24 protein-coding genes are annotated in these 26,501 nt (G+C 42.9%); 12 read left to right on the top strand and 12 right to left on the bottom strand.

All coding sequences use genetic code 11. The features are described 5' to 3' along the window. Positions 1 to 558: 558 nt before the first annotated feature. On the top strand, positions 559 to 1,578 hold the full coding sequence (locus R7127_RS10000) for a TerC/Alx family metal homeostasis membrane protein (protein WP_062730983.1): 1,020 nt from the start codon (positions 559 to 561) through the stop codon (positions 1,576 to 1,578). Between the two features lie 279 nt (positions 1,579 to 1,857). Beyond that, positions 1,858 to 2,049 (top strand): hypothetical protein, encoded by a 192-nt coding sequence (locus tag R7127_RS09995; RefSeq protein ID WP_042520848.1) that lies wholly within the window; start codon positions 1,858 to 1,860, stop codon positions 2,047 to 2,049. A gap of 185 nt (positions 2,050 to 2,234) precedes the next feature. Here the strand turns inward: R7127_RS09995 and R7127_RS09990 are convergent, their stop codons facing one another. The 4 genes from R7127_RS09990 to R7127_RS09975 all read right to left on the bottom strand — a co-directional run bounded on the left by R7127_RS09990 (position 2,235) and on the right by R7127_RS09975 (position 7,092). Next, the gene (locus tag R7127_RS09990) at positions 2,235 to 2,792 is read right to left on the bottom strand and encodes a PhnA domain-containing protein (RefSeq protein ID WP_005376350.1); all 558 of its coding nucleotides are present in this window, start codon (positions 2,790 to 2,792) and stop codon (positions 2,235 to 2,237) included. 289 nt (positions 2,793 to 3,081) lie between these two features. After that, positions 3,082 to 3,291: a YgdI/YgdR family lipoprotein gene (locus R7127_RS09985; protein WP_005376349.1), complete on the bottom strand. Its 210-nt coding sequence runs from the start codon at positions 3,289 to 3,291 to the stop codon at positions 3,082 to 3,084. Between the two features lie 136 nt (positions 3,292 to 3,427). Then, complete coding sequence (locus R7127_RS09980) at positions 3,428 to 5,836, bottom strand: VolA/Pla-1 family phospholipase (protein WP_042520851.1); 2,409 nt, start codon at positions 5,834 to 5,836, stop codon at positions 3,428 to 3,430. Between the two features lie 20 nt (positions 5,837 to 5,856). Continuing rightward, complete coding sequence (locus tag R7127_RS09975; protein WP_042520853.1) at positions 5,857 to 7,092, bottom strand: outer membrane protein transport protein; 1,236 nt, start codon at positions 7,090 to 7,092, stop codon at positions 5,857 to 5,859. A 422-nt stretch (positions 7,093 to 7,514) separates the two neighbouring features. On the opposite strand from R7127_RS09975, the gene R7127_RS09970 reads away from it, so the two are divergent. Next, positions 7,515 to 8,543 carry a site-2 protease family protein gene (locus R7127_RS09970; RefSeq protein WP_318141801.1) on the top strand — a complete coding sequence of 343 codons (1,029 nt, stop codon included), beginning with the start codon at positions 7,515 to 7,517 and terminating at the stop codon, positions 8,541 to 8,543. Positions 8,544 to 8,618: 75 nt separating this feature from the next. Here the strand turns inward: R7127_RS09970 and R7127_RS09965 are convergent, their stop codons facing one another. After that, entirely contained in the window at positions 8,619 to 9,407 is a 789-nt protein-coding gene (locus R7127_RS09965; protein WP_149192557.1) for a M48 family metallopeptidase, read from the bottom strand. A 201-nt stretch (positions 9,408 to 9,608) separates the two neighbouring features. On the opposite strand from R7127_RS09965, the gene R7127_RS09960 reads away from it, so the two are divergent. From R7127_RS09960 to cutA, 5 genes are all read left to right on the top strand, one after another. Beyond that, entirely contained in the window at positions 9,609 to 10,043 is a 435-nt protein-coding gene (locus R7127_RS09960; RefSeq protein ID WP_042520857.1) for a hotdog fold thioesterase, read from the top strand. 6 nt (positions 10,044 to 10,049) lie between these two features. Beyond that, positions 10,050 to 10,283 carry a DUF3389 domain-containing protein gene (locus R7127_RS09955; protein WP_005386281.1) on the top strand — a complete coding sequence of 78 codons (234 nt, stop codon included), beginning with the start codon at positions 10,050 to 10,052 and terminating at the stop codon, positions 10,281 to 10,283. A 79-nt stretch (positions 10,284 to 10,362) separates the two neighbouring features. After that, the gene (locus tag R7127_RS09950; protein ID WP_005386283.1) at positions 10,363 to 12,072 is read left to right on the top strand and encodes an SgrR family transcriptional regulator; all 1,710 of its coding nucleotides are present in this window, start codon (positions 10,363 to 10,365) and stop codon (positions 12,070 to 12,072) included. Then, positions 12,056 to 12,307: a hypothetical protein gene (locus R7127_RS09945; protein WP_017634167.1), complete on the top strand. Its 252-nt coding sequence runs from the start codon at positions 12,056 to 12,058 to the stop codon at positions 12,305 to 12,307. The genes R7127_RS09950 and R7127_RS09945 overlap by 17 nt, the downstream gene beginning before the upstream one ends. 14 nt (positions 12,308 to 12,321) lie before the next feature. Beyond that, positions 12,322 to 12,654, top strand: coding sequence for a divalent-cation tolerance protein CutA (gene cutA / locus R7127_RS09940; protein ID WP_017634166.1), 333 nt, complete (start codon positions 12,322 to 12,324; stop codon positions 12,652 to 12,654). Here cutA and R7127_RS09935 read toward each other — a convergent pair. Beyond that, positions 12,616 to 13,212 (bottom strand): DUF2238 domain-containing protein, encoded by a 597-nt coding sequence (locus R7127_RS09935; protein WP_005376330.1) that lies wholly within the window; start codon positions 13,210 to 13,212, stop codon positions 12,616 to 12,618. The two genes, cutA and R7127_RS09935, sit on opposite strands and share 39 nt — an antisense overlap. 242 nt (positions 13,213 to 13,454) lie before the next feature. Here R7127_RS09935 and R7127_RS09930 point away from each other — a divergent pair, with 242 nt between their 5' ends. After that, the gene (locus tag R7127_RS09930) at positions 13,455 to 14,294 is read left to right on the top strand and encodes an isopenicillin N synthase family dioxygenase (RefSeq protein WP_005376329.1); all 840 of its coding nucleotides are present in this window, start codon (positions 13,455 to 13,457) and stop codon (positions 14,292 to 14,294) included. Between the two features lie 128 nt (positions 14,295 to 14,422). Then, a complete protein-coding gene (locus R7127_RS09925) occupies positions 14,423 to 15,043 on the top strand; it encodes a DNA-J related domain-containing protein (protein ID WP_005376328.1) in 621 nt (206 codons plus the stop codon). A gap of 79 nt (positions 15,044 to 15,122) precedes the next feature. On the opposite strand, the gene R7127_RS09920 is transcribed toward R7127_RS09925, so the two are convergent. The 4 genes from R7127_RS09920 to R7127_RS09905 all read right to left on the bottom strand — a co-directional run bounded on the left by R7127_RS09920 (position 15,123) and on the right by R7127_RS09905 (position 20,828). Further along, positions 15,123 to 16,778, bottom strand: coding sequence for an ABC-ATPase domain-containing protein (locus R7127_RS09920; RefSeq protein WP_025767781.1), 1,656 nt, complete (start codon positions 16,776 to 16,778; stop codon positions 15,123 to 15,125). A 71-nt stretch (positions 16,779 to 16,849) separates the two neighbouring features. After that, positions 16,850 to 18,763, bottom strand: a complete 1,914-nt coding sequence (locus R7127_RS09915; RefSeq protein WP_206971408.1) for a sensor domain-containing phosphodiesterase — start codon at positions 18,761 to 18,763, stop codon at positions 16,850 to 16,852. A gap of 180 nt (positions 18,764 to 18,943) precedes the next feature. After that, complete coding sequence (gene fabV, locus R7127_RS09910) at positions 18,944 to 20,143, bottom strand: enoyl-ACP reductase FabV (RefSeq protein ID WP_172563793.1); 1,200 nt, start codon at positions 20,141 to 20,143, stop codon at positions 18,944 to 18,946. 82 nt (positions 20,144 to 20,225) lie between these two features. Continuing rightward, positions 20,226 to 20,828 (bottom strand): arylesterase, encoded by a 603-nt coding sequence (locus R7127_RS09905; RefSeq protein ID WP_158156034.1) that lies wholly within the window; start codon positions 20,826 to 20,828, stop codon positions 20,226 to 20,228. On the opposite strand from R7127_RS09905, the gene R7127_RS09900 reads away from it, so the two are divergent. Further along, a complete protein-coding gene (locus R7127_RS09900) occupies positions 20,827 to 21,519 on the top strand; it encodes an ABC transporter ATP-binding protein (RefSeq protein WP_005376323.1) in 693 nt (230 codons plus the stop codon). The genes R7127_RS09905 and R7127_RS09900 overlap by 2 nt on opposite strands. Next, complete coding sequence (locus R7127_RS09895) at positions 21,519 to 23,975, top strand: ABC transporter permease (RefSeq protein WP_172563794.1); 2,457 nt, start codon at positions 21,519 to 21,521, stop codon at positions 23,973 to 23,975. Before R7127_RS09900 ends, R7127_RS09895 begins: the two co-directional genes overlap by 1 nt. A gap of 246 nt (positions 23,976 to 24,221) precedes the next feature. Here the strand turns inward: R7127_RS09895 and R7127_RS09890 are convergent, their stop codons facing one another. Both R7127_RS09890 and R7127_RS09885 read right to left on the bottom strand, forming a co-directional pair. Continuing rightward, complete coding sequence (locus R7127_RS09890; RefSeq protein WP_318148397.1) at positions 24,222 to 25,970, bottom strand: hypothetical protein; 1,749 nt, start codon at positions 25,968 to 25,970, stop codon at positions 24,222 to 24,224. A 5-nt stretch (positions 25,971 to 25,975) separates the two neighbouring features. Next, complete coding sequence (locus tag R7127_RS09885) at positions 25,976 to 26,386, bottom strand: hypothetical protein (protein ID WP_318148396.1); 411 nt, start codon at positions 26,384 to 26,386, stop codon at positions 25,976 to 25,978. Positions 26,387 to 26,501: the final 115 nt, after the last annotated feature.

Raw genomic sequence — 26,501 nt, 5'->3', positions numbered from 1 at the left:
TGGAATAAAGATTGGGCAGATACGGCAGTCGTGGTTGCCTGGATCGCAATTTGGTCAACACTGGTCTACTTTGTGCCTCTAAGCGGCTTTTGAATTGCTAAGAATGTGGATGTTACAAAAGGGAGCAGTAATGCTCCTTTTTTGTATCTATCTTCCCCGTTAGGGCTCTAACCAATGAAGAGTTTGTCTTGATCCATTTGCTGCTTTTTGTCTGTTTACTAAAGTTCAGGTGGTTGAATCCATTTCTTTCTTTTTATAGTGCTTCCTGATTTTTGATAAGAATTTTATTTCGATAAGACAAGGCTTTTTTGTTGGAAAGCCTGACGCTCGGCGTTATTATGTCGGCGTTTGGGGAGTAGTTAGCGCAAGTTTACTTATCGTCATCTCGTTAAGCATCAGCTTATCCGGTAAGTAAAGGTGTTACGTGGTTCATTCACATCAACACTTCAACGAGACCAACGCATTCATTGACTAGCAGCACATAATCGTTATGTGGCTGTTGGTTGTTATTGTATGCGGAAGGTCACCAAACGAAGTCCTTCCGCCATGGGAGGAAATATGTCTCTTATCGAAAATACCACCCAATTGAGCCAATCGGTGCCTCTTCAAGAATCATTAGCGATGTATGGTGCTTTTGGTTTATTTACCCTTGTTCTTGTTACGCTTGATATCTATCAAACACGTGGTGGCGTTATCACGATGAAAAAAGCCATCGTTTGGAGTGTTTTTTGGTTCTTGCTTGCCTTTGTTTTTGCAGGTTCTATTTATTTATTCTGGGACTTTTACGCGCCACATAGCGCTTATACGAACGACAAAGCAACGATTTCATTCTTAACTGGTTACTTACTAGAGAAGTCGCTAAGCGTGGATAACTTGTTTGTGTTTGCCATCATCTTTGCACAATACAGTGTGCCGGAGCACTTGCGTCCGAGAGCATTGCTTTGGGGGGTGATAGGTGCGCTAGTTTTACGCGCTGTCATGATTGCGGTTGGTGCTCAGTTACTTTCACAGTATCACTGGGTATTGTACTTATTTGCTGCTTTTCTTATTTGGACGGGTGTTAAGCTAGCTCGCGACAAAGGCGAAGCAGAAGAGGTTAATCCATATCCGGAGCAGTTGATTCGAAAGGTATTGCCAGTTACAGATGACTACCAAGGAAATCGCTTAATCTTAAAGCAAGCTGGTAAGTGGGTGGCAACACCGATGCTGATCGTTGTTGGTGTCATTGCAGTAATGGACGTTATGTTTGCGTTGGATTCTATACCAGCTATATTCGCGGTAACACGAGAGCCATTTTTAGTCTTAGCCGCGAACGTATTTGCATTACTGGGTTTGCGATCGCTGTACTTTGTTCTTCAAGCAATGTTAGACAAGTTTGTATACTTAAAACCAGCATTATCAGTAATCATGATGTTTATCGGGGTAAAAATGCTATTGGTTGGAACAGAATATGAGATTCCGACAGCATGGTCTCTCACATTTTTAGTTGTTGTGATGACATCGGCAGTGGTTGCATCACTCCTAAAAAATAAAGCGAAGCGTCAAACTAGCGTTAATATTACTAATCAAAAAATATAAAGTAAGCACTAAAATCAAAAGAAATAACGAAAAATATTGTTAAATATATGTTGTTGCTTAAGGGGCGATTATGCAGGTAATGTTCAGTTATTCAATGTAATAACAGCAATTGTGATTATTTATGCCGTTATTATTCATTTGTATTTTTGAGTTTTGTAATGAGTTTGTTTTATTAGAAATTCTAATTTGAATGGGTAAAATTTGTCATTTCTTAAACAATAAGAAACTGACTAATATACAACCAACTAAACAGACTACTGCTTTTAAAGAGAGGCAATCATGGCACAAGCAATGCAAATGACAAATGTAGCTTTACCAACCTCTATGGATAAGAAAACCTACGCGGTTAACTTCAAAGGACTGATTGCTCACTTACTGGACATTCTATTTGTAGATAATACTGCGCCACGCAGTTACTACGCAGAAGACTTGTCAACACATATTCAAAAAGACATCGGTATGTACCGTTAATATTGAAATAGTGTAAGAAATACCGGCCTATGAGCCGGTATTTTTTTATTTGTATAACATGCCTACTCAACCTACGCCTTAGAAAAGAAACACTCTAGAGGAGGTAGACATGATAGTAGATTAAGTGTTGTATAGAAAAACGGAGCACCATTGGTGCCCCGTTTTGACTTGACTGAAGTGAGATATTACTTCTTGCGGCAGTATTCTGCGATCACGTACATCGACTGACCACCATTTGCCTTACCCGAAACTAGCTTTGGATCATCGCCAAGGCTAATACCACGAATCACTGTACCTTGTTTGATTACTTGGTTAGTGCCTTTTACTGGTAGGTCTTTAATTACTGTTACATCGTCACCTTTCTTAAGTTCAGTGCCGTTACAGTCAACCGTTTTATCGTCAGCAGACATCCCTTTCATTGCCCAGTTCATTTGCTCTTCTTCCATGTACATCATGTCAAGAGCATCTTGAGCCCAGCTTTCTGTGTTTAGGCGAGTGAGTTGGCGCCATGCAGTCACTTGTACAGCAGGAACCTGGCTCCACATGCTTTCGTTTAGACAACGCCAGTGGTTAATGTCTTTTGGCTCATCGATCTCACCCAGACACTTATCACAAACCATGATGGCAGTATCAACCGTCACATTACCGTGAGGTGGGACAGCGTATGCAGTTAGTTGAGATTCAGAAGAACACAGTTCACATTTTGACTCGCAGCGCGCAAGCAGAGTAGCTTCAATAGACATAAGGACTCACCTTAGTAATGTTATTTTGTGGCGGTATTATCCACTTTATCCTGAGAAATAAAAGGGTGTTAGCGAATTAAAGACTAGATTTTACAATACTCCAACCTGATTAAGGTGAAGATGTAAAATATTCGCTAAATAAATAATACGGAAGTATAAAAGACACTATTAATTGTTTTGGCTTATGAATTAGTTGTGTCAATTTCTACAACGATTACAAGCCTAAAAGAGGTAAATGTAGAGAGAGGGTGGCTAGAACATAGCCCTCTAATTTACAGAGGGCCTGTCGTTAACGTTCGACAATCTGGACAATTTGCTCTTTTGAAATACTCATTTCTTTACCATCCATGTCTTCATATTCGTACATACCCGTTTCCTCGTTCAGGTCTGGTTTACCGTAAGAGGTAATAATTTTCCCTTCATTTGTCGACATCAGATATTGGCTACTTCCGCATGCAGCAAGAAGTAATACAGTGGCAATAACAGTCAATACGCGCATAGAGTTTTCCTTTTAAACAAGTGAGTTAGGCAAAGACATCGATTTAACTATAGCAGAGGAAATATGAGTGGGTTTGAATAGAATTGAAATGAAAAAGCCCAGTAGAAACTGGGCTTTGGTAGGAAGGATGTTGCGATTACTTCAAAACAGAAGTGTTAGTGACACCTGTTAGTGCGTCATCCATTAAGAAGTCAGTGTTTTCCATCTGCATCTCTACATGATGATCAATATCAGACAGAGTGCCATTTGGCGAAGCAAAAGTACTGTGCGATGCAGTAGCATTAAACTGTACAAAGCTCGCAGTTGCATTCACATCAGTGTCCGTACTGTTCACAGTCTTCAACCCTAGCTTATTAGCAAGCGGTTCAGTACCCGCGAATGGTGCATTTGGAACACTGTTTGGTACTGTGCTATCGCCATCCACTTCTGTCATAAAGAATGGTGTCGTTAGCGAACCAGATGCCACTAAATCTGAAGCGTTTGTGAACGGATCGACAGTGTCTAGTGTAGTCTGTGCTGCATAGATAAATTGTGAGAAACCTGCTTCTAGCGCTGCTACTTGAGCTTCCGTTGCCGCAGCCTCAAAAGCTTCGTAACATGTTTTATCTTCTAGATCCGCACATGATGCATCAGCGTAATTCGCATAGTCTTTTGATGCTGCATAAGCGAGGTTATGTTTGATCTGAGGGCCGTAATTGTCTGAACCCAGTAACAAATTACCAATTTGTCCACCAGAGTTCTGTACTGATGCAGAACTAAAGGTGTACAGCGCATCCGCAGAAGGGCTGCCCAGTGTATTGTTTGCTGCTGCAACGGCAGATGTAGCTACAATACCGCCAAGTGAATGACCTAGCATTTTGACTTTTGAACCCGTCATTGGGTTGAAGCCTTGCAGAGGACCTCCAGCAAAAAGACCGCCTTGAGCAGATACTACTAAGCTAGCGCGCAAACCTAACACATCCAGAACACTCTGACGTAGGTTGTCACGCGCAACGGCTAAGTTGGAAAGATTTAGATAAGCCAGTACATTCGCATTTGCGGAACGTTGTTCATCTAAGCTGCGCGTACCATGAATAGGTAAGTCAATAGCGATAACTGCCACACCTGCTTTTACCATATTGAACGCGAACGCGTACGCATTCTCTTTCGCTGAGGTGATGCCGTGTTGATAAATCACAACGTCTGTCGCGACGCCAGATTTAGGTGTGAAGACCAGTACTTCGACATCTTCAACCGATTTCACTACGGGAACAGGCGAGTAGCGAGTAATAATACGCTCACTATCAAGCTGGGTACCATCGGTAAGAGTAAGCTTAGCTCCAACAAGTTTTAGCTGCTCTGTAGGATCTGTAGCAAGCTTTGTCACATCAACAGGATCATTTGCAAAAACGCCTGTTGATAGCTGCTGAACCATGTTTGCTTGCTCGTTCGGATCCGCTAATGCTGCGCTTAGCTTCGCTAGGCTTGGCATCGCAGATACCATTGGTTGCATGTTCCAGCTTGCGCCTTTTTCCAAGTAATGAGGCAGTCTTACCACACCTTGTGTCACGCTTACATCGGCACCTGATTGCATGTAAAGGCCTTTAATTGCCGTTTTAGCTGCGTCTAGATCGCTAATGTATTTACTAAAGTCATCGTCAGAGTCTAGCGCAGTGCTAAAGTCTTGGGTTTCACCGAGCGTTATTGTGTAGGCCGTTGATAAGTCTACTGAACCTTCGTTTGAGTCATTTTTGTAAACGGTATTTAGTGTGTTTGCGCCAGTAGAAAAACCAGTAGCGGTTACTCCTTTGACTGCCGCTAACGTATCACCTACAGACTGGGTACTGAACCATGAGGAGTAAACGATGTCGTTAGGATTAACTTGAGCTAGACCAAAAATGCCTTCAACCGCCTGAGTGACTGCTTGAACAGAAGCAAGGTCGCCAGTTTCATAAACGATTTCTTTCGATTTACCTGTCGCATAACTGGCTGATGTACCAATTGGCTCACCATTCACGTCAGTAACATCTTGTGTAACCGCAAAAATGTACTCGCTTGACTCATCAAGTGCAGCCAAGAACTGGATGTATAGAGAGCTACCTTTTGCTTGAACTACGTAGTCCTGATTCTGAACGAGTACCTCTTCGATTGGGTTAGATTTACCGTCCCACTCGGTTAAGCGTTGGTTAATCTTGATGACTTTAACACCAGACGACAGCATGCCCGTTGCAAAACCGTCGCCGTTGAAGTTAAGAACGATTGGCATAGACGTTGACCATCCATCCATCGTGTTCATTGAGGCTCTAGGGTTGGTTAAAGCATCATCGCCATCAGTTGGCAGACCAAGCGTACCATCGCTTGTGTCCATTAATAAGTAAGACGGTGCCGGTACATCTGCGTTCGCTCCTTGAAGCGTAAAACTGATGGATGTTTCGCGATCAAGCAATGCTTGGACTTCATCTTCAAATTGAACTTTGTCGGAAGTACCAGAGCTGGAGGTATCATCACCACAACCAGCAAGAAGGATTGCAGAACAAAGCATTGATAATTTAAACGTGTGTTTCATTGGTTTACTCCGTAATCCCATTATTTGAAGGTGTAGTTCATCTGTACCGCGCTGATGTAAGCAGTACCTTCTGAGTCAAACTTAATCTCTTCACCCAGAGCATTTTTCTCAGTGAAAGAGCCTGATTTACTCTTAACAAGTGCAAAGCCTGCATCGAAAGTTAAATTCTCATTCATTGCGTAAGTTAGGCCCGCGCTGTACCAAAAACGGTCACTGTCAGGGATACTCAATGTTGCTTCACCTGCTTGTTCGTCGTACGCAAAGCCTGCACGGAATGTCCAGTCTGTATTAAGTATGTAAGTTGCACCAACGGAGTAGCGATTGTTGTCTTCATATTTCTCAGGTTTAAAGAAACATACTCCGTCATTACATTCGTTACTGGTCGCTTTTAGTTCTTTAAATGTGCTCCAGTCGGTTTGTTGCCAGCCGTAATGTACAGCCCATTGTTCATTCAGTTGATGGAAAGCCGATAATTCGATAATTGAAGGGAGAGAAATTTTTAAACGGCCATCAACTTTTGGTGATGAAGCTCGACCAGAGTCGTAACTACTAAACTCACCGTCATCAAAATCTAGATCAACCTTAGAGCGGTAGCCAAAGCCAAAACGGTTGTTTTCATTTAGCTCAAATAAAGCGCCGACATTCCAACCCCAAGCGAAAGTTTCACCTTCCATGCCGACAAGGTTATCGGACTTATTACCACCTAAAATTCCGGCAAGTGCGCCTTTGTGGCGAGTCAGCTCTGCTTCAGCGTATACTAGGTTGATACCACCACCGACACTGAAAGACTCGTTGATACGGTAAGCGACATTAGGGTTGATGTTTACTGAAAGTAGGGAAGTGTCACCCGCCATATCACCAGCGGAAATATCATTTGGATAGTCAGTAGCAACACCGTATGTTGTGAACATACCGATACCCCAAGCCCAGTTATCATTGATAGGGCTGATGTAATAACCTGCTGGCACGATCTGTAAAGGGGCGACATCTTTCGCGTGTTCATTGTTTACAGTGTCGTATACATCGACTTCAGGGTCGATGATAGATAACGCGCCCGAAAATTGAGCTTCTTTGAAAAGTGTCATTGCTGCAGGGTTACGAGCAAGGACGCTTGCATTATCTGCGACAGCCCCTTCCCCTGAAAATGCTCGACCAAGACCAGATGCCGAATGTTCAGCTACCTGGAAGCCCGCTGAGTGGGCATTACACGCAAACAATATTGAAATTGTAAGCAGAGAGCAGTGCTTCTTGTTCATCCTTGACCCTCCTAGGGTGTCATAATGCTGGACCGAAGTCCTTGTAATTGTTGTGTGGTACTTACACCAATTGTTAATACGCGAAATACAACGGTGATGTAAATGTAATGTTAATTGTATGTTTAATAACTTGTCAAAGTTTGAGCGTATTTTGCGTTTTAAATATGATGCATAGGTCAAACGATGGCTTGTAAGGGCATGTATTATCGTTATATTTTTGAAGAGAATGGTACGACCAGAATTGTTTTGCGAGCTTTATAGTTAAATAACGATCAAATCAAGAGATAGCTCGCTTTGCTGTTTCTTCACTTCACAGGCATAATTCGCGCTCGCTATGTAGTTATTCAATAGACGCAATAGGAACCGCATTGGAATTACTGAATGTTGAATTTTTAGGTCGTTCGCTAAGGCTCGAAGGATCAATGGCTGGGTGGCAGCAGTTATATTGGGATAATACGTTGGTGTCTCAAATCGATGCCAGTGACAATACCGCAGAGACTTGTCTACACCAGTTTAAGCTCTCTGCGGGTGAGGAAATCCTGAACTGTCATTTAGAGTGTTCTTTAACATGGCAACCGTTTGAATTGAGTTACAAGGTCACAATTAACGGTGAGCTCGTCAACGAAGGTTGTCGAAATGAAAAAGACATCGAGCGCCAAGTGCCAGAAGTTACGCCACCATCCGAAAAGCGTTTAAGTGTAATAGGCCTCGTATCTCTTGGGATGAAAGCACTTAAAAGTGCGAAAGTTATTAAAGTGGCGTTAGCGTCTGCAAGTCTCGCTGCATATTCTTGGCTATTTTCCTTCGAATTCGCGCTAGCGTTGATCGCTTGTTTGGTTTTTCATGAATATGGTCACATTAGAGCGATGAAGTATTTTGGAATGAAGACCAAAGGGATCTATTTGATTCCATTCCTAGGTGGTTTGGCGCTAAGTGACGAAAAGATAAACACGCGCTGGCAGGATGTGGTTATCTCAATCATGGGACCATTTTTCGGTTTAGTACTTAGTGTTGTTTTTACTTTGCTTTATTGGATGACTGGTGAGGTGATCTTCGCTGGGCTTGCTGTGTTTAACGCCTTGCTAAACCTATTTAATCTGCTGCCTATTTTACCATTAGATGGTGGCCATGTGCTCAAAAGTATTACCTTCTCAATGAATACTTGGGTCGGGTTAGTTGGCAGTATTGCGACCGCTTTATTAGGCATTTTTATCAGTTACTATTTCGGTCTGACGTTGCTAGGGTTTTTATTGTTAATGGGAATGTTGGAAGTGGTGATGGAATGGAGAGCTCGACATCAAAGCCATTTATTGCCATTAACCCGTTATGGGCAACTATTTTCACTTGCTTGGTACTTGGTCTCTGTCGGAGGTTTTGTTTCTATCATCTGGTACTTTGCCACTCTCGGAGATAGTTTGTTAAGTTTGCCGCTACAGATATTGGGCACTTGATTAGAATCATTAAAAAGCTCCCTAGGGAGCTTTTTTATTTGGCAAGCTTAAGTAGTAGACGATAGTAGCAATGAATTAGCCACATCTTGGTGCTTTCGCGTTATACGCAGGCAGCTTATTTATGGTTGCTTGTAAATCTTTAATGCGCGTACTGTGCGATGGGTGGGTTGAGAAGAATTCAGGTGGTTGAGAACCACCTGATGCAGCACTCATATTTTTCCATAAATCGACACTTTGACGTGGGTCGAAACCTGCTTTTGCCATGAATTCCAGCCCGACAATATCAGCCTCGGATTCCTGAGTACGACCGTATGGCAAGATAACACCGTATTGAACACCGACACCAAGTGCCGCCATCGTCATTTGTTGATACTGTTTGTACTCGGAAGCGCCAATGGCAACGTTTGCTAGAGACAACCCTGCATTTGCTAACTGACTTTGTGAGAGACGTTCATTACTGTGGTCAGCGAGGACGTGAGCGACTTCGTGACCAATGACTGTTGCCAACTGATCTTGGTTTTTCGCGACATCTAAAAGCCCGGTATACACGCCGATCTTCCCACCTGGTAGAGCAAACGCATTGACTTGTTCACTATCAAAAACAACGACTTCCCAGTCTTTAAATCCAGATTGAGCGGGAATGGTGTCAGTGATGTGTTTGGCAACGCATTGAACGTAGGCATTCGTTTTGCGATCTTTGCTGATTGGGATATCTTTCTTCATTTGTTCGAAAGATTTAGCGCCAAGCGATGACATTTCCTGATCTGAAAACATCAGGATCTGGTTGCGACCCATCGGTGATGCGCTACACGCTGTTAAACCCGCGATAGTTAAAAGAGCAGAGGCTTTCATCCATACCTTCATAACAGGCTCCATTTAATTTTTTGTTTTGAAGCAATAGTATATACCCAAATAGTAACATGATGCATGGATCAAGTTATTCATCTGATTAATAAATAAGGTGAGATGTTACGTCTTGAAGTTATGCCCAGGTAGCGTCTATGCTAGCTTCTTAGCACATCGTTACAACCTAACAAACCAGTTTGTGAAACTAAGAGTAAAACAATGAGTATATGGAAAAAGCCCGTAAGCATAGAGATTCTGAATGCCACGTCAAAAAATACCCTGATCGAGCACCTACAAATTAAATATACAGATTTCACTGACGACTCCCTTACAGCAACCATGCCCGTATGCAGCTTTACTCATCAACCTTTAGGAATGCTTCACGGTGGTGCATCAGTCGTGCTCGCAGAAACATTAGGCTCATTGGCTGCAAACTTCTCTGTCGATGAGGGCAGCTACTGCGTCGGTTTAGATATTAACGCGAACCATGTGCGAGCCATGCGATGTGGTCATGTGATTGGTACGGCAAAACCGCTTCATCTGGGTATTTCAACGCAAGTGTGGCAAATCGATATCACTGATGAGCGAGGCCGTTTAGTGTGTACCAGTCGCTTGACCATCGCTGTGAAACAACACAAAACAAAGTCGGTATAAACTAAGATGGTGATTGAGTTTTCATTAGGAAAAATCATTGCAACCCAGCGTGAAATAGTGATTAAGCTCTCCGGCAGTGCAATGGTAACCTTGCAAGCGCAAACCGATGCAATTCAGCTGCTGGGTAGAGGAGCGAACGTTGTTTTATCTCATGGAGCAGAGTGCAAATGGTCTATCAAGCTGGACAACGAGGTACAACTGGCTGAACTTTCGCGAGAAATTGGTATCGATATTCAATAATTTATAGTGTGATGTTTGCACTTTTTGGAAAAAATGAGGAAACTTAGCTTATCGACAACAAGATAAGAATTTCCTCTTTATGAGTAGCCCTCGTTTACGTGTTCAGTTCGAAACACTGTTTGAAAAATTTTCCGGTCACGATACGGACGTTCAGCTCGAAGACATCACGGAAGCGTTGTTTTGTACACGTCGTAATGCTCGTATTGTTCTAAATAAACTTGAAGAAGAGGGCTGGATTGAGTGGCATCCGGCAGCGGGTCGAGGAAAACTTTCGAAACTCGTTTTTAAACGTAATCGAAGCGACGTCAGCGAAAACCTCGCCAGGCGTTATCTCGATGAAGGGAAAATCGGTCAGGCTCTAGATGCGCTTGATAACGATGCGGCACGATTGACGCAGGTTATCCAAGGTTATTTAGGGCTTCAGCATCGACAGGGCGAGCAGGTCGTGCGTTTGCCTTATTATCGACCATTGTCGATGTTAAACCCGCAGAAACCGATGCGGCGTTCTGAACAGCACATCGCCAGACAAATTTTTAGCGGACTCACTCGCCTTGATGAAAATGAACAACTTCAACCAGATTTAGCCCACACGTGGGAAGCAATTTCTGATACTCATTGGCGTTTTTATCTTCGTCGTGGAGTACGCTTTCATAATGGTGAACCGTTAACAACCAGTTGTGTTCTTGAAAGTGTGCTTGCGTTAAATGGCTTGAACTTGTTTTCTCACATAAAGCGGGTGTCTTCACCACAAGAGTGGACCGTTGATATTGAGCTCGTCCGTCCTGATCGCTACCTGCCTCTGGCTCTGAGTGAGTCGCAAGCAAAAATTTTGCTACCGAGTGCTTTGCGTTCTGAAAGCTTTGATAGACAACCGATAGGGACAGGGCCGTTCCAAGTTAAAATGAATGATGATAAGCGTCTTATTTTGACTGCTTTTGATGGCTACTTTGGTTTTCGCCCTTTACTTGACCAAGTGGAGGTGTGGGTAATCGATGAAGCCTATTCTTCAATGGTTTATCCAAGCCTGTCAAAGCCGAAGATGGATAAACAAGGTTCATCCGATGAAGTCGAGCTGGACCCTGGCTGTACATTCCTATTACTAAACAAAAACACTGGGATTGCAAAAGATCCACGTTGGGCAGAGTTCCTCTCGCAAACCCTCAACAGTCACCAGATTTACGCGCATGTCCCACAAGATAAAGTGATGGAACTGGGAGTATTGCAAGCCTTTGGCCTTAAGCCCGGTTGGATTGATCTTAGGCCAGCAGAAGCGGGCAGCGTACCACAGGCTAATAAGGTAATTTCCGTAGCGTATCAGAAAAAGCATCCGATGTTTCCAGTAGTTGCCAAGGCCATCAAGACACTCTTAAAACCGCACGGTATAGAGGTTGAGTTTATTCGTTATGATTCTCAACCGCCCGCACCGGAGGAAGTGGATATCTGGGTGAAAGCTATGGGCATTGCAACGAACCGAAATGACGCGTTGGCGGGCTGGCTCCTGGATTACAGTGATATTGAGAAGTTCAGTTCAGGTTACGATTTTAGTGAATGGGCTAAACTTGTCGATCAATGGCGTGCTGGGATGCACACAGACTTTCCTGCGCGTGAGCTAGGACGACAGTTAGTAAAAAGCTGTCAGGTGATTCCTATGTTTCACTGTTGGCTAGGCGTGAATAAAGACCACAGCGGTGCGTTACAAAATGCAAAGTGTAATGCCTTAGGTTGGTTTGATTTTAATAATGTATGGGTCAAACCGGATATAGAAAGTAACCATGGCGAAACCGAATAAGAAGCAGCCGACGAAAACCGTCGATATCTATTGCTCAAAGTGTAAAACTCAACTATTTAAGTACCGTAAAGGCGGGAAAGGCGCACTGGTTAAATGCTTCAAAGAGCGCATTGTTGACGATTTCACACAAACCCCATGTATTTGCCCCGCTTGCGGACAAGAGTTTGCAAGAGATACTTTAGTAAGAGGAACCCCCGCTTACAAAATGATTGGCGGCAAAGTGACAATGAAATAATGAAGGGCTAGAAAATGAGTATGAAACATGACTATTGCATGGTTTTAAGTACAACCAGTAATGAAAAAAATCGAGATCAGATCATTAAAGGTTTGCTAGATGCCCAATTAGCCGCGTGTATTCAAACAATGCCTATTGAAAGCCACTACGTTTGGAAAGGGGAGGTTTGTACTGACAACGAATGGTTGCTAGTCATCAAAACTCGTCGAGAACTTTATGAATTGGTGGAAGAGAAAATAGAAAACCTGCACGAATACGAGGTCGCTCAAATCGTACAGGTTCCAATTGTTGATGGGTTTAACCCTTATTTAGAATGGTTGAGAGAATCGACGTTGAGCCGACATTAAGAATAACGACAACACTGCACCAACGGTATCGCACAACATATCTTTCTGGGCGTCCCATATGTCACCTTGCGAGCCCAGAAAGGCAATTCCCTCATCGCCACCAGCCAACTCCGCATACCACCATTCGATAATCTCATAGCCAGCAGCAAGTGACATGATAGCAAACAAAGCAAACCAGCAAGAGAACGCTTTGTTGAACCGTTTTTTGTTTATCAAGTATTCAGCGATCGGATATGCGTAAAGGCCAATTGAAAAGTGCGCAACGCGATCAAAATTATTTCGCTCTGAACCAATCATGTCGTTAAACCAGTCAAACGGCACTTCGGAGAACGTATATTTCGCACCGATAGTGTGCAAACAGAGCCAGATGAACATTAAAAAGTAAGCCGTATTACTGAACTGATAGCGAATCGAAATCGCCCAAATAGCAACAAGAATACCAATCGCCGGGATAATCTCCGCAAACCAAACTGCACGTGAGTTAGGTTCCAACGCAGAAAATAAAAACACGATGGCATAAAAAATCGTTAATCCTAAGAGTGTCGAGGTGCTTTTCATAGAGTTATTTGATCCTTCAATTTATCTTACAGTGGGACTCCATAGATTGTGTTAATGATTGCACTTAATTGAACGGTGTGCAATTGATATTTTAATGGGTTTTTTGATCACTGAAAATGTTGATTTATTGGCAAACTGCTCAACATTAAAACGTTTGCGCGTGCACTTTTCATTAAAGTTTGATTTACAACATGCCCATCCATAGAATCCATGATTCAGTCTAATAAAAAAGAAGTAAAGCCATGAAACTGGAAACTGTCGATTATCTTGCTGACGATGCTGCTCAACAGTTCGTTACCTCTCTACGAGAAACGGGGTTTGGTGTGTTGAAAAACCACCCGATTCCACAAGAGCTTGTAGAGTCAATTTACAAAAACTGGCATGAGTTTTTCTGTTCAGATCAAAAGAATGATTTTCACTTTAACGTAGACACCCAAGATGGCTACTTCCCACCTTCTGTGTCTGAAGTGGCGAAAGGGCACAAAGTGAAAGACATCAAAGAGTACTTTCATGTTTACCCTTGGGGGCAGATCCCAGAGCAGCTTAAAGCTGAAATCTTAGAGTACTACGAGCGTGCCAATGCATTTGCTCAAGAGCTATTAGGTTGGGTTGAAGCGTACGCACCTAAGGACGTTCAAGAGAAGTTCTCTATCGCGTTGTCAGAAATGATCAATAACAGTGACAAAACATTACTACGCGTGCTTCACTACCCACCGATGACAGGCGAAGAAGAGCCAGGCGCTATTCGTGCTGCTGCGCATGAAGACATTAACCTGTTAACGGTTTTGCCTGCTGCTAATGAACCTGGACTGCAAGTAAAGAGTAAAGAGGGTGATTGGATCGATGTACCATGTGACTTCGGGAACTTAATCATCAACATTGGTGATATGCTTCAAGAAGCGTCAGGTGGTTATTTCCCTTCAACGACTCACCGTGTAATCAACCCTACGGGTGGCCGTCAAGAAAAGTCACGTATCTCATTACCGTTGTTCCTGCATCCAAAGCCGGAAGTGGTGTTATCTGAGCGCTACACTGCACATAGCTACCTTATGGAACGTTTACGTGAGCTAGGGGTTATTTAACCTTTACGTGATCTCCTTACAAAGGCCGATGGTGAATGACTATCGGCCTTTTTGCATTTATGCTACAAAGTGGAAACTATGTTTTTTGTGCCGTGAATGGGGCCCTAAACTCGTGTCAGAGAGGATGAATGGAAGGACAACGTACTGTCAATAGTATTGAGCCTCATGCAATAGAAAATCCGCTGCTTTGGCCAATGTTAGAAATTCTGAGAAAACAGCCCTCTAATTGGAAAGTGCACACCTTGGCAAGCTCGTTGGGTGAACAAGGTTATATTTCAAAGCTGGACGACTCTCCCGATAAGGATTTATTCAAAAGAAACTTCCTGATCATGAATGCATTATATCAACTGCAAGACACTCTGTATCCGGATAGCTGGCTTCAAGTCGAAGCCATGGATATTCAGCTCATGTCTTCGATGGAAGCTTTGAGGCATAAGATCGATATTCATGATCCTTTGCGTGAGTATTACTTAGATTGGCGCAATTACGAAGCGGACGAAGATGAAGTGCGTCGACTGTTGAATGAATTTTGGACAACTTATCAAAAGTTCATCGGTGGTTCGTCAGTAGCCAGCGTAGATAAGACAAAGGCACTGTCACTATTTGAACTTAACACTGACGCTACGCCTGCGGAAATTAGAAAACAATGGCGAAAACTCGCGCTTCGTTGGCATCCTGATCGAGAAAATGGCGATGCAGAAAGATTTAGAGTTCTTTGTGAAGCGTGGAATGTACTGAGAAACGAATGATTCGCTAAGAATAAAGATAAAGGAAGGCAGCTAACTATAGCTGCCTTTTGATTGAACTGTCTCTGTCAGCGTATCAAAACTAGCATGATGACTTAAACTGAGATTTTCGCATGCGGTTGAGGGCAGCCATAACGTCTAGTGTGCGTGGTTTGGCTAAGTCGCCTTGTTTAGGAAGAGCGGCATGCCACTCACCAGACAGCATTTCTTCAATCTCCTTCGCCGGATGATTACACCAACCTGGAAGTTGAGCAATTTGGAACCATAACCAGCCAATTGTGTTGACTTCATCGGCTGACTCTATCTGTTCCAAAGCGCTAAGATCAGTAAACTCTTTACCAAATCGAAGTGACTCTTTGCCTTTCGCATTCACACGGAACTTGCCGTCAGTCAGAATATTCATCAACGCAACGCGGTTCAGTGCTCGAGGTGGGAAGGTCTGTAAACGTTCTTCTGACTCGTTATGGCGTTGAGTAGGGTGCTGAGCGATAACTTCTTTCGCTTTTTCAGTCACATCAACGGCTTGGTAGTCGTGCATTTGAATGACGGTATCGGCAACGTCTAAGTAGTCGCCCGACCCACCCATAACGATAATGGTAGAGATATCAAGATCATCTCGTAATTGACCAATGCGGTCGACGAGAGGAGTAATTGGCTCATCACCTTTTGCCACCAATGCCTGCATACGCTCATCTCTAATCATGAAGTTGGTAGCAGAAGTATCTTCATCAATCAATAATGTGCTTGCACCCGCTTCAATAGACTCTTGAAGCCAAGCGGCTTGCGACGTTGAGCCTGATGCGTCTTGAGTAGAAAAGTCCGCCGTATCTTTACCCATCGGTAAATGGTTGATGTAGTTCGACAGGTTCAAGTGGTGTACGCATCGGCCATCTTCGGCACGAATCTTCATAGCCTTGTTATCGGCAACAATGTATTCGCGGCCATCTCCTGGAATATGATCGTAAATTGAACGCTCTATTGCATTTAATAAGGTAGATTTACCGTGGAAGCCGCCACCTACGATCAGTGTGATACCTTTTGGAATTCCTAATCCTGTGACATGGCCCTTGTTTGGCGCATGTAAAGTGGCTTGTAGAGATTCAGGGGCTTTAAACTCAACGGCTTCTTTCATTGGAAGGTCGCAATTACCTGCAATTCGAGGAAGAATACTGCCGTTTGCGACAAACGCGACTAAGTTATTGGCCTCTAACTGTTCTCGCAGGGCATCTTGGTCTTCAACAACTTGACAGTGCTTAATTAAAGCGGCTTTGTCGAGTTCACGCTCTAAAGTTGCTCGACGGATAAACTTAGGCAGGTGGAAAGTCAGTATGTTGTTGGCTTTTTTCCCCAATACTGAACGACCTTCAGCCGGTAAGTTAACTCGAAAACGCAGTTCAATACCTTCTTCAGTAAACAACACCGCGGTGCTATCCAGTACAGTTTGGCCTGTCAGTGAAATTGATACTGAGTTTTCTTGTTTAGCAAACTGTTCAAAACTACGCGCAATAAAATCACGTGCACCTCTTTGAAATGCAGGAGACTCGTCTCTTAGCCACTCAAGACCAGTCAAAGACCATGCGCGAGTCGCACGAAAACGTGACGCCGATGCATAAGGGTCACCCTGTACATGATCGATAAACAAAGTGAAATCAGTGAAGTCGTATTGACCTTTGATTTGCTGATAAGCTCGGTAGTTCTGCTTTTCAATTTTCTTAAGCGTGGCAGTCAACTGATCCATGAAGATATTGGCCTTTTAATAGAAGCGGGCGGCGATTATAGAAACCACCGCCCTCATAGTAAAGAGAATGCTTAGGAAGAGTAGGCGTATTGCCCGCCAGAAAGGCGCTGATTAAACAAACTTTGCTCAAATTCATTACAAGGCATAGGTTTACCATAAAGAAAACCTTGTCCGATATCACAACCCTCACCAATAAGAAACTGCTCTTGTTGGTGGGATTCAATGCCCTCGATCACTACTTGGAGTTCCAGTTTTTTTGCAATGTGTATGATTGAACAAATGATCTCGCGATCATCATCTGACTTTTCCATTTGCTGGACGAAGCTTTTATCAATTTTGATGGCATCAAACGGATATTTCTTTAAATAGCTGAACGAAGCATATCCTGTACCAAAATCATCAAGTGACAATGTCACACCTAGTTTATGCAACTTATTTAACGTTGTGCGTGCTACTATTTCATCAGCAATTAGAGCGCTCTCGGTTACTTCGAGTTCGAGAAAGTGTGCTGGCAAATGGAAAGTGTCGAGTAGGTGTTGCACTTGTTCTGCAAAATTTACGTTTTGTAATTGAATGGGAGAAACGTTGACGGCAATTTTGAAGTTATCGATTAACTCAGACCATTGTTTCGCTTTGTCTATCGCGGTACGCAGAACAAAAGAGCCAACTTCAAAGATAAGCCCGTTTTGTTCGGCCATATGTATCAATGCTTCGTTGGAAACGTCGCCAAGTATTGGATGTCTCCAACGAAGCAAGGCTTCTGCGCCAATCCATTTACGTGTTTTGGAGTCTACTTGAGGTTGAAAGTACAACACTAAATCGTCGTTACGCACTGCTTGTAAAAGGTAACTTTCCAGTTCATTGTGACTATTGAGATCCGCCGAATGATTTTCTCTAAAATAACTAAAAGGTTCGCCGGATTCTTTACATAGAAGCATCGCGTAACATGCATGTTGAAGGATACGCTTAGCATTGCTGCAATCTTTGTAAGCTTGAACTATACCGATATACGTGTGCAAATGTATTTCTGTTTTGTTGAAGACAAACCCATCTACGCTAATTTTAGTGATATCATCTAATAGTTGATTTAACCGAGCTTCAATATCCTCTCCCCAAATCAATAAAACCATGTCATTCGAACTTGGTCTACCAGTGATAAATCCGCTAGCACCGTGTCTGGTTAATCTGAAGTGAAATTCTTTTAAAATGTTGTCAAAGACCTCGAACCCGTGCCTGGTCTGAATACTGCGAGCGTTACTAAAACCAATGTTGATGACCACAAGCGATTGCTGATCACTATCAAGGGACTGTAAGGTGTATTGGACAATGTTCTCAAGTGCAGAGCGATTTAGAAACCCAGTTCCCTGATCATGTGTTTTTTGGTAGCTCACTTGTTTTTCCGCGGCTTTACGGCGATCAATTTCTTGTGTTAAAGAGTAACTTAACTGGGCTAAATCCGTGGTACGATTTTCAATTCGACTCTTTAGCTCGGTGTTAAGTCGCTGAAGTTTATGTTGTTGGTACACAACTGAAAGCTGTGCTTCGATTGAATCTTTGAAAGTTTCAAGCAACTGACGGTAACTATCGTTGTACTCGTTTCTCTCAGAGTCAAGCATACAGATTGTTCCAAATGTCTCCCCATTTGGCCAGAATAGCGGTAAGCCGCAATAAGAAATCATGCCTAGTTTGATGTCTGGGTTATTTTGCCATTCTTCATCTTCAAGCGCATTGGGGATTACAAGCTCGCCTTTCTGTTCTATAACTTGCTCGCAATACAAACCGTTACCAAGCAGCTCTGCATCGCCAGTACGATAAGGATTACCTAGAGTTTCGCTAGATGTATTTACTTCTATGCGATCCGGATGGATACGCATAATTAATGTGGTGGGTACGTGTGTTATTTGAGCCAGTAAGTTGACGATTTCCTGCCAACTTCTTCGCATAGACTCAGGGATTTCGTAGTCTAATGTTTGCAATCTCCCCATATAGGTCATCCTTTACGTGGTTTCACTTCCTGTGAATTAAAAATGCAGACTGCTCTATTTTGTGCTCGCTTTTTAATTAAGTATAGGGTGGCTAGGGCTCGAAACAAAAAAAAGTCCTGAAAAGTGTTCAGGACTAGGAATAGTTGTCACATATCTCATCCTTGAAACAGGTAACAAGTATCAAGGCTTAAGCGACATTAACGATTCAATAGAAATGTCTTGCGAATAGTCGACATATTCAAAGTTAAAGCCATTGAGCTTCATAAACTCATCTTTAAAACCTTGGTAATCACCAATCTCTTTAAAGTTATCAGCATTCATCTGTTCTAAAAGAGCGTGGACTTCTTGTTGAACTTGCGGTTCAAGTTCCAAGTCATCTATTCGAATCAAGCGTTCACCGTCAACTGGCACTTTCTCTTGATCGTATAACTTCGTAGTAAACAGTCGCTGCATTTGTTCAATACAGCGTTCGTGAGTACCTTTTTCCTTCATCACTCGATAAAGCGCTAACAGGTAAGGGCTTAGAGCAGGGATGAACACACTGGCTTTCGTCACCAACGCCTTACACACGGTTGCGTAAGCACCGCCGTCAAAGTTGGCGAGTTTGAGGTTTAATGAATGACTGGTTTGGTGTAAATCGATTTTCGCTCGACCTAACGTACCATCGAGATAAATTGGGTGCGTAATGTCAGGGCCCATGTAAGAAAAGGCGATGGTTTTGCAGCCGTTTGCAATAGAGTCGTTATTGATGAGTGTGTCAATCCAGCTTTCCCAGTCTTCGCCGCCCATTACTTTAATGGTGGCATTGGCTTCCTCTTCTGTTGCAGGCGTTAAGGTGGTTTCTATCCACTTATCGTTCTCCAGCATGATAGAAGCGCCAGTGACAGGTTCACCAATAGGTTTAATGACACTGCGCCAAAACTCATCAGATTCAGGTTTAGGTCGAACACCGGTTGCCAAGCTATAGATGACTAAGTCAACTTCACCCTCAAAGTACGTTTCAATGGCTTCAATCACTTGATTGCGCACCGAACCAGAGAATGCATCGCCAACAATATTTATTGCGGTACGCCCGGCTTGATTTGCTTCTTGCTTAAAAAAGACGTTGTTATACCAACCCGCACTCCCAACCCCTTTCTCTGAAGGGCCACGCTCAAATGAGACGCCAATGGTATCGGCGTTAGCGCCACCGAACGTTAGGGCTATTCGTGCCGCTAGGCCGAAACCAGAGGAGGCACCAATAATCAAAACCCGTTTTGGGCCTTTTTTGATCTGTGGGGCGTGCTTTACGTATTCAATTTGCTCTTTAATAGATGCATGACACCCTTTGGGGTGCGCAGAGCGAGCAACAACACCTTGAATTAACGGTTCTATTCGCATGTTGTTATCTATCCTCGATGAGTGGAATTGAAAATAGATTAACGTAAAGTTACGTAAAACTTATTGAGCTAGACCATTAAAATTAGAGATGTTTAATTAATTCTTGAGCAACGAAATCAGCGATCCAAGGTTGTGCATCTGGTTTTGGGTGAAGGCCATCATCCATCATCCATTCTGGTTTGGTGACAACATGCTCTAAGAAGAATGGCATCAAGGCAACTTGTTGATGCTGTGCAAGCTTAGGGTAGATATCGTAAAACATATCGCTATAGCGCTTACCATAATTAGGTGGAACCCGAATTTGCATCATGACAACGTCCGCACCAGAATCTTTTATCATGGTAATCATTTTTGAAAGATTCGACGTAATAAGTTTAGGAGGGAAGCCTCTTAGGCCATCGTTGGCACCTAACTCAATAAGTACCATGTCAGGGCTATACTGAGTTAGCAACTGAGGTAACCGTGCTAAGCCATTGCCGGTTGTATCGCCAGAAATGCTGGCATTAATAACTGTTACATCTTGACCATGTTCTGACAACGCATCAGGGAGTAAGCTAGGCCAACTCTCTTCGATCGGCATCTGATAGCCTGCACTCAAGCTATCACCCAAGACAAGTAGCTTTTCGCTCGCATGTGAAGTAGCGGAAAAACAAAAAAATAGAACTAAGGAAAGTATACGAATCATGCAAACACCTGTACTTAATGCACCTATTGTTCAAGCCAATTTGGTTTCTAAACAAGTCTCTACTAATCAAGAACAATTAACAATCCTCAAAGACGTAAATGTTGACATCCGAAAAGGAGAAAAGATCGCCATCGTCGGAACTTCCGGTGCAGGTAAGTCAACATTGATGACGTTGCTAGCTGGTCTTGATACACCGACATCAGGCGAAATTACTTTATTAGGTCATGAATTATCAAAACTGGACGATGAAGCACGTGCGAAAATTCGGGCTGACTCTTTAGGTTTTGTTTTCCAAAGTTTCTTATTAATCCCGAGTTTGAGTGCATTACGTAATGTCACGCTTCCTTGTCTTTTACGTGGTGAAGCCGAAGATGAAGCAAGAGCAGCGGAATTATTAGCTGCTGTTGGATTGGAAAAACGTGTCGATCATCTACCAAGCCAGTTATCTGGTGGTGAACAACAGCGAGTTGCACTAGCGCGAGCATTTATGACACAACCTGAACTGTTGTTCGCAGACGAGCCTACCGGCAATCTTGACCATCAAACCGCAGACAAAGTGATTGAGCTGCTATTCGATCTTAATGAACAGCACGGGACAACTCTGATTTTAGTAACACACGATGGTCATCTAGCAAGCCGATGTGACCGTATCTATCGTATGGAGGCGGGTGAGCTTAAGGAGGAGATATAATGTCTGCAGTATCATCAAGTGAAGCAACATCCACAGAGCAAAACAGTACAACACAGCACTCGTCGAATAAAAGTTTGATACGTTGGAGTTTCGGCGAAATAAGGCAGGGGAATCTTTGGCCTATTAGCGTTGCTCTTATTCTCGTGATTGCGAGTATCTTTGCGCTTTCTGCATTAGCAGAACGAATGGAGCAGGTGATCGTCAAGCAGGGGAAGGATGCATTAACGGCAGATGCGGTGTTTGTGTCTGCTAATCCCATTCCGGACACGTTGTTAACCTCGACTGAAAACCTTGAACGTTCGATGATGACGCGATTTGCGACTATGGCATTTAGCGATAATGGTATGCAGCTTATTTCTGTAAGGGCGGTGGATGATAATTACCCTTTAATGGGAGAGCTCGTTCTTGAAAATAATCCGGCCAGTCGCGTTAAAGAGAACCAACTCTGGCTTGATGAGCGGATTATGACTCAACTAAACGTAAACTCAGGTGACAGCGTCACGATAGGCGATGCCGAGTTTACTGTATCAGGCGCAGTATTGATGGAACCTGGCTTGAGCTTTAATCCATTTCAGCAAATGCCTTCTGCATACATTCATCAAAGTGACGTAGATAAAACAGGAGCAATTCAAGTTGGGAGCCGAGTTCAATACCGTCTGTTTTTACAAGCCGATGATAAAACACTAAAGAGCTTACAAGATGATACGCAGCTTTCTCCGAGCGATCGCTGGCGCACGCAAGATACTGCCAGTCGTAGTAATGAGGTTTTTGAACGCACGACGCAGTATCTGTCGTTGACCGTAGCGATTGTCATCATTATGGCAGCGACAACATTGGTTCTTACTTGTCAAAATTACGTGAACAGCCGGACACAAACTATCGCGATGTTGAAAAGTCTTGGTGCGAGCCGCCGATGGATTGAAAAGTGGTTATTTATTCAAGTCACAATCCTTCTCATTAGTGCCAGTGTCGTCGGTATATTGTTAGGGAGCGGGCTGGAATATTTATTACGTATTCCACTCAAAGACTTATTACCCGACCCACTCCCTAGTTACGGCGTCACACCATTTTTGGTGGCATTTATCTCAGCAGTCTTGATTACGGTGCCTGCTCTCGGTATACCACTTTTAGGCTTGATTAAAACTCCCGCGTTAGAAGTGCTACAGCAGGGTAAAGCGCAACGTTCTTGGAAGCGAATGTTACTTGTTCTAGTGCCCGTTATTCCATTACTTTTACTGTATGCTGATAACACCTTAGTTTGGATCGTGCTCACTGGTATAGCGGTACTGTTTGTGGTACTCGCAGCAGTTAGCGTCACACTCACAAAGCTGTTTGCACGTGTGTCAACCCATCCTGCAATGAAGCTTGCGTTGAGTCGTATCAACCGGACGCCAGTAACCAGCGGCCTACAGTTTGGTGCTTTGGCATTATCTTTGATGTTGCTGTCTATCATTTGGCTTGTGCGCAGCGATATTCTCGCGGATTGGGAGAGAACCTTACCTGCAGACGCGCCAAATGTGTTCGCTTTGAACATTGGTGATTATGAGCTCGATAACTACCTAGAAACCCTAGACAAAAACGGAGTTACGCGGTCACAAGCTTATCCAATAATTCGTGGACGACTAACAGAGATTAACGGTCAAAACGTCAAAGAGATTGATTACGAAGGAGAAGGTTCTGACGCGATACGTCGAGAGCTAAACCTGACATGGGGAGATACCCTACCAGAATATAATGATGTGCTTTCGGGTGAATGGACAAACAAAGGGAGTGTATCTGTAGAAGCGGATGTAGCAAATGACTTAGGCATAAAACTCGGTGATACGCTGCGCTTTGTAATAAACAGCCAGAATTACGATGCAGTAGTAGATACCATCCGTTATGTCGAATGGCGTGACATGAAGCCTAACTTTTATTTTATTTTCTCATCTGACGTGATGGCTAATTTACCTGGTTCTTACCTCATCAGTTATAGGATTGAAGAAGGAAATGAAGCGTTGTTGACGTCAATGTCACGTGCTCACCCAACGGTCTCTGTTTTAGATATCCGAACTATGGGCGAGAAAATTCAGGCTTTGATTCAGCAAATCGTATCAGCAATCACCATCCTTGCTCTTTTAGGCGTTGTTGCTGGTCTGCTGCTCATCTTTACGCTACTGAGGTTAAGCTTGTCCCAACGCCAACAAGAGATTCGTTTGTATCGCACATTAGGTTCAAGTAAGAAACGGATCAACACAACCCTGTGGGCCGAGTACGGAATTATGGCGTTGATTGCTAGTGGTGTTGCGGTATTCGCTGCGGAAGTTTGTGTGGCCGCAGTCATGACATATGGATTCGATCTCAATGCACAAATTCACCCCGAATTGTGGATAGCTTTACCGCTTGCAACATTTGTTACGTTGGCACTTGTAGTGATGAGTTTGTTGAAAAGATTGTTAACGCCAGTAAACACTTAATCGCAGCGAGTGTTATCAAGTTTGGAACACTCCATGACACTTTTATTTTAGTTATCCACAAAAACAGTGGGACTCTCAGCCCATTAAATCAGTGGCTTACATGATAATGCTTGAATTTGTATACCATTGATATCATCAGCGTATGACAATTTTAATGAGTCTGTCAAATCTTCATAGTTGATTTACGTGTAGTTCTAGACATAAAAAACCCCACCAATAAGGTGGGGTAATGTCATATCTTAGATTCTAGTTTGAAGGTGATAGGTTGCTATAAAATGCCACCATTCGATCATCCTCAGCGCGGTCAATTTCACCACGAACAACAGGGATGATGTTACCAGAATTATCAACATCAGAACGAACGTGAAGATTTACATCTACTTTTTGATGTTGTGTTTGAATTGAACTGATCTCTCTACCAGCACGACCAATTAGATCGAAGATATCGGTATTTAAGAACTCGGTATATTTATTTTTACCAAAAAAGTTTTCAGGATCTAACAAGCCGCCTTTTCTGCCCTCATATACAGCGTATCCGCCCATTAACCAAGGGTTAGCTCTTGCTGCCATACCTGCTGCTGCTCGTGCTCCACCTGCTGCTCGTGCGGCTGCACCACCTTTAACACTTGCACTTGTTGCACTACCAAGACCTAGTGCACTTGCTGCACGGCTAATAAGCTTGAACAAACCTTTGAATGCATTTGTTAATGTATTTACAACACTCAAGCCACCGCTTAATACAGTGAAGATTTTCGAACCGACCCAAATTGAAGCAATTGTTTTACCAATCGTGATAATCTCATCACCGTGTTTGATAGCACCGTCAACAAAGCTTCGTACACTCTCCCCCATTTGACGAAATGTTGGTTGCAATTCTTTCATATCCATCATCAGAGATTCGATATTACCGCCACCAAATCCAACAAGGAATTCGTCGGCTAGGCGTCCAACCCCTACACCCATCAACGTGATGTTCTGTCTAGCTTTCACTAGAGTATCTAAATCTTGTTGTGAGAGATTCAAACCAAATCGTTCACGTTGTGAAGCAATTTCATCAAGATTACGGATTGCCTTAAATTGCAAAATAGCATCGTTGCCGAACGACTCTAACAAGAACGTTAACTTGTTCATGTCTGTTCCTCTACGTTTGGCTTCCTTAGCAATAAGATTCATAGCTTCAAGTGGTCGTAACTCTTTTAGCATCTTCTCAGAAATCTTACTATTTTCTTTTAGCCACTCTGCAACATCTTTAAACTCACCGCCTTGCGTTTGTTGGTAGTCTCCGAGCTTGTCTGCGAAGTCTTTGTATTGGTCTGCAACAGAATCCATCGATAAACCATACTTCTTGGACGCAGCCGCAATATCTTGGAATGTCTTAGCATCCAAACCAGATTTCTTGAGAGCAGCATCCAGTTCTGTAGCTCGTTGTAGTGATTGTTGGATACCCACTGCTGCTAAACTACCACCAACTAACGCAGCGCTCATACCTGCATTTTTGAGAGAACTTGCTGCCGCCATTCTACGCTCATTGTTTTGGCGAGTGATTAACGCTGCTTGTTTAGATAGTTCTCGTGTTCGGGCTTTCTCTTTACGGTTTGTATCAGATAGTTGATTCTTCAGCTTCTTCTCTAAATGAAGCAACTCTTCTATAGTTTTAGCCTGTTTCAGTTTATTTAATAGAACCTTCTTTTCTGCCCCATTCATATCACGAATTGCACTTGTGGATTGAGCAAACCGTTTCAACACTTTCTTCTGGGTAGCTTCAAATTTCTCTTGTTCTTTTTGGAGCTTACGATAATGCTTGATATGAGCATCTTGATCTTGTTGTCGTTGTCGCCTAGCTCTAGGAGAACCACTAACACCAAGAACATTTTCAGGGTTAGCTTTATCGAGTTGTCGAGCCAGCTTTTTACTATCTTTCAACACCTTAATCCATGAAGGTCTATCTAACTTCCATGCAACCGTGTTTGTAAATTTATGAAGTTGTCGAGCCATATGAATTAACCTTCTCTGTTAAAAAATTCTTTAATAATTTGTTCATTCGATTTTTGTTCTAATCCCATGAGATTTACATAACCATCTTTATACAAATCAGGTAGTTTATTCACCTTCCCACTAAAGCCATTATTAGAGCTGTTAGTTTTACGTTGACCATCAAGTGACTTTTGTTCATCGGCAAACGTTAGAAGGTATCCCTTTTCATAAGACACGTTGCGGATATGTTCTAATAGGAGTCGATATTCCATAGAATCAGTTGTGTTGACTTGTCGAGGCGTATATTTAACAATGACGTAGTCATTTAAATTGTAAAACTCATTCACGATTGTTAACTTAGTGCTTTTGTTAAACCAATTGAGAAGAATTTCATGGGCATTCAAAGGGCGTTGCTCTTTGTCATCAATACTTAACAAATTACCCTCTGGGTTTTTAATAGGGTTCTTACCAACGTGGCTTTGTTGCTTAAATCGATGGAACTAAATCAAGAAGCTACGATCTGATCGGCTACACCCATTAATCGTCGTAGCC

The sequence above is a fragment of the Vibrio sp. 1159 genome, assembly GCF_033340395.1.
GTDB lineage: Bacteria > Pseudomonadota > Gammaproteobacteria > Enterobacterales > Vibrionaceae > Vibrio > Vibrio alginolyticus.
The sequence above is the reverse complement of the archived record's forward strand: the minus strand, read 5'-3'. Positions and strand labels throughout refer to the sequence as shown.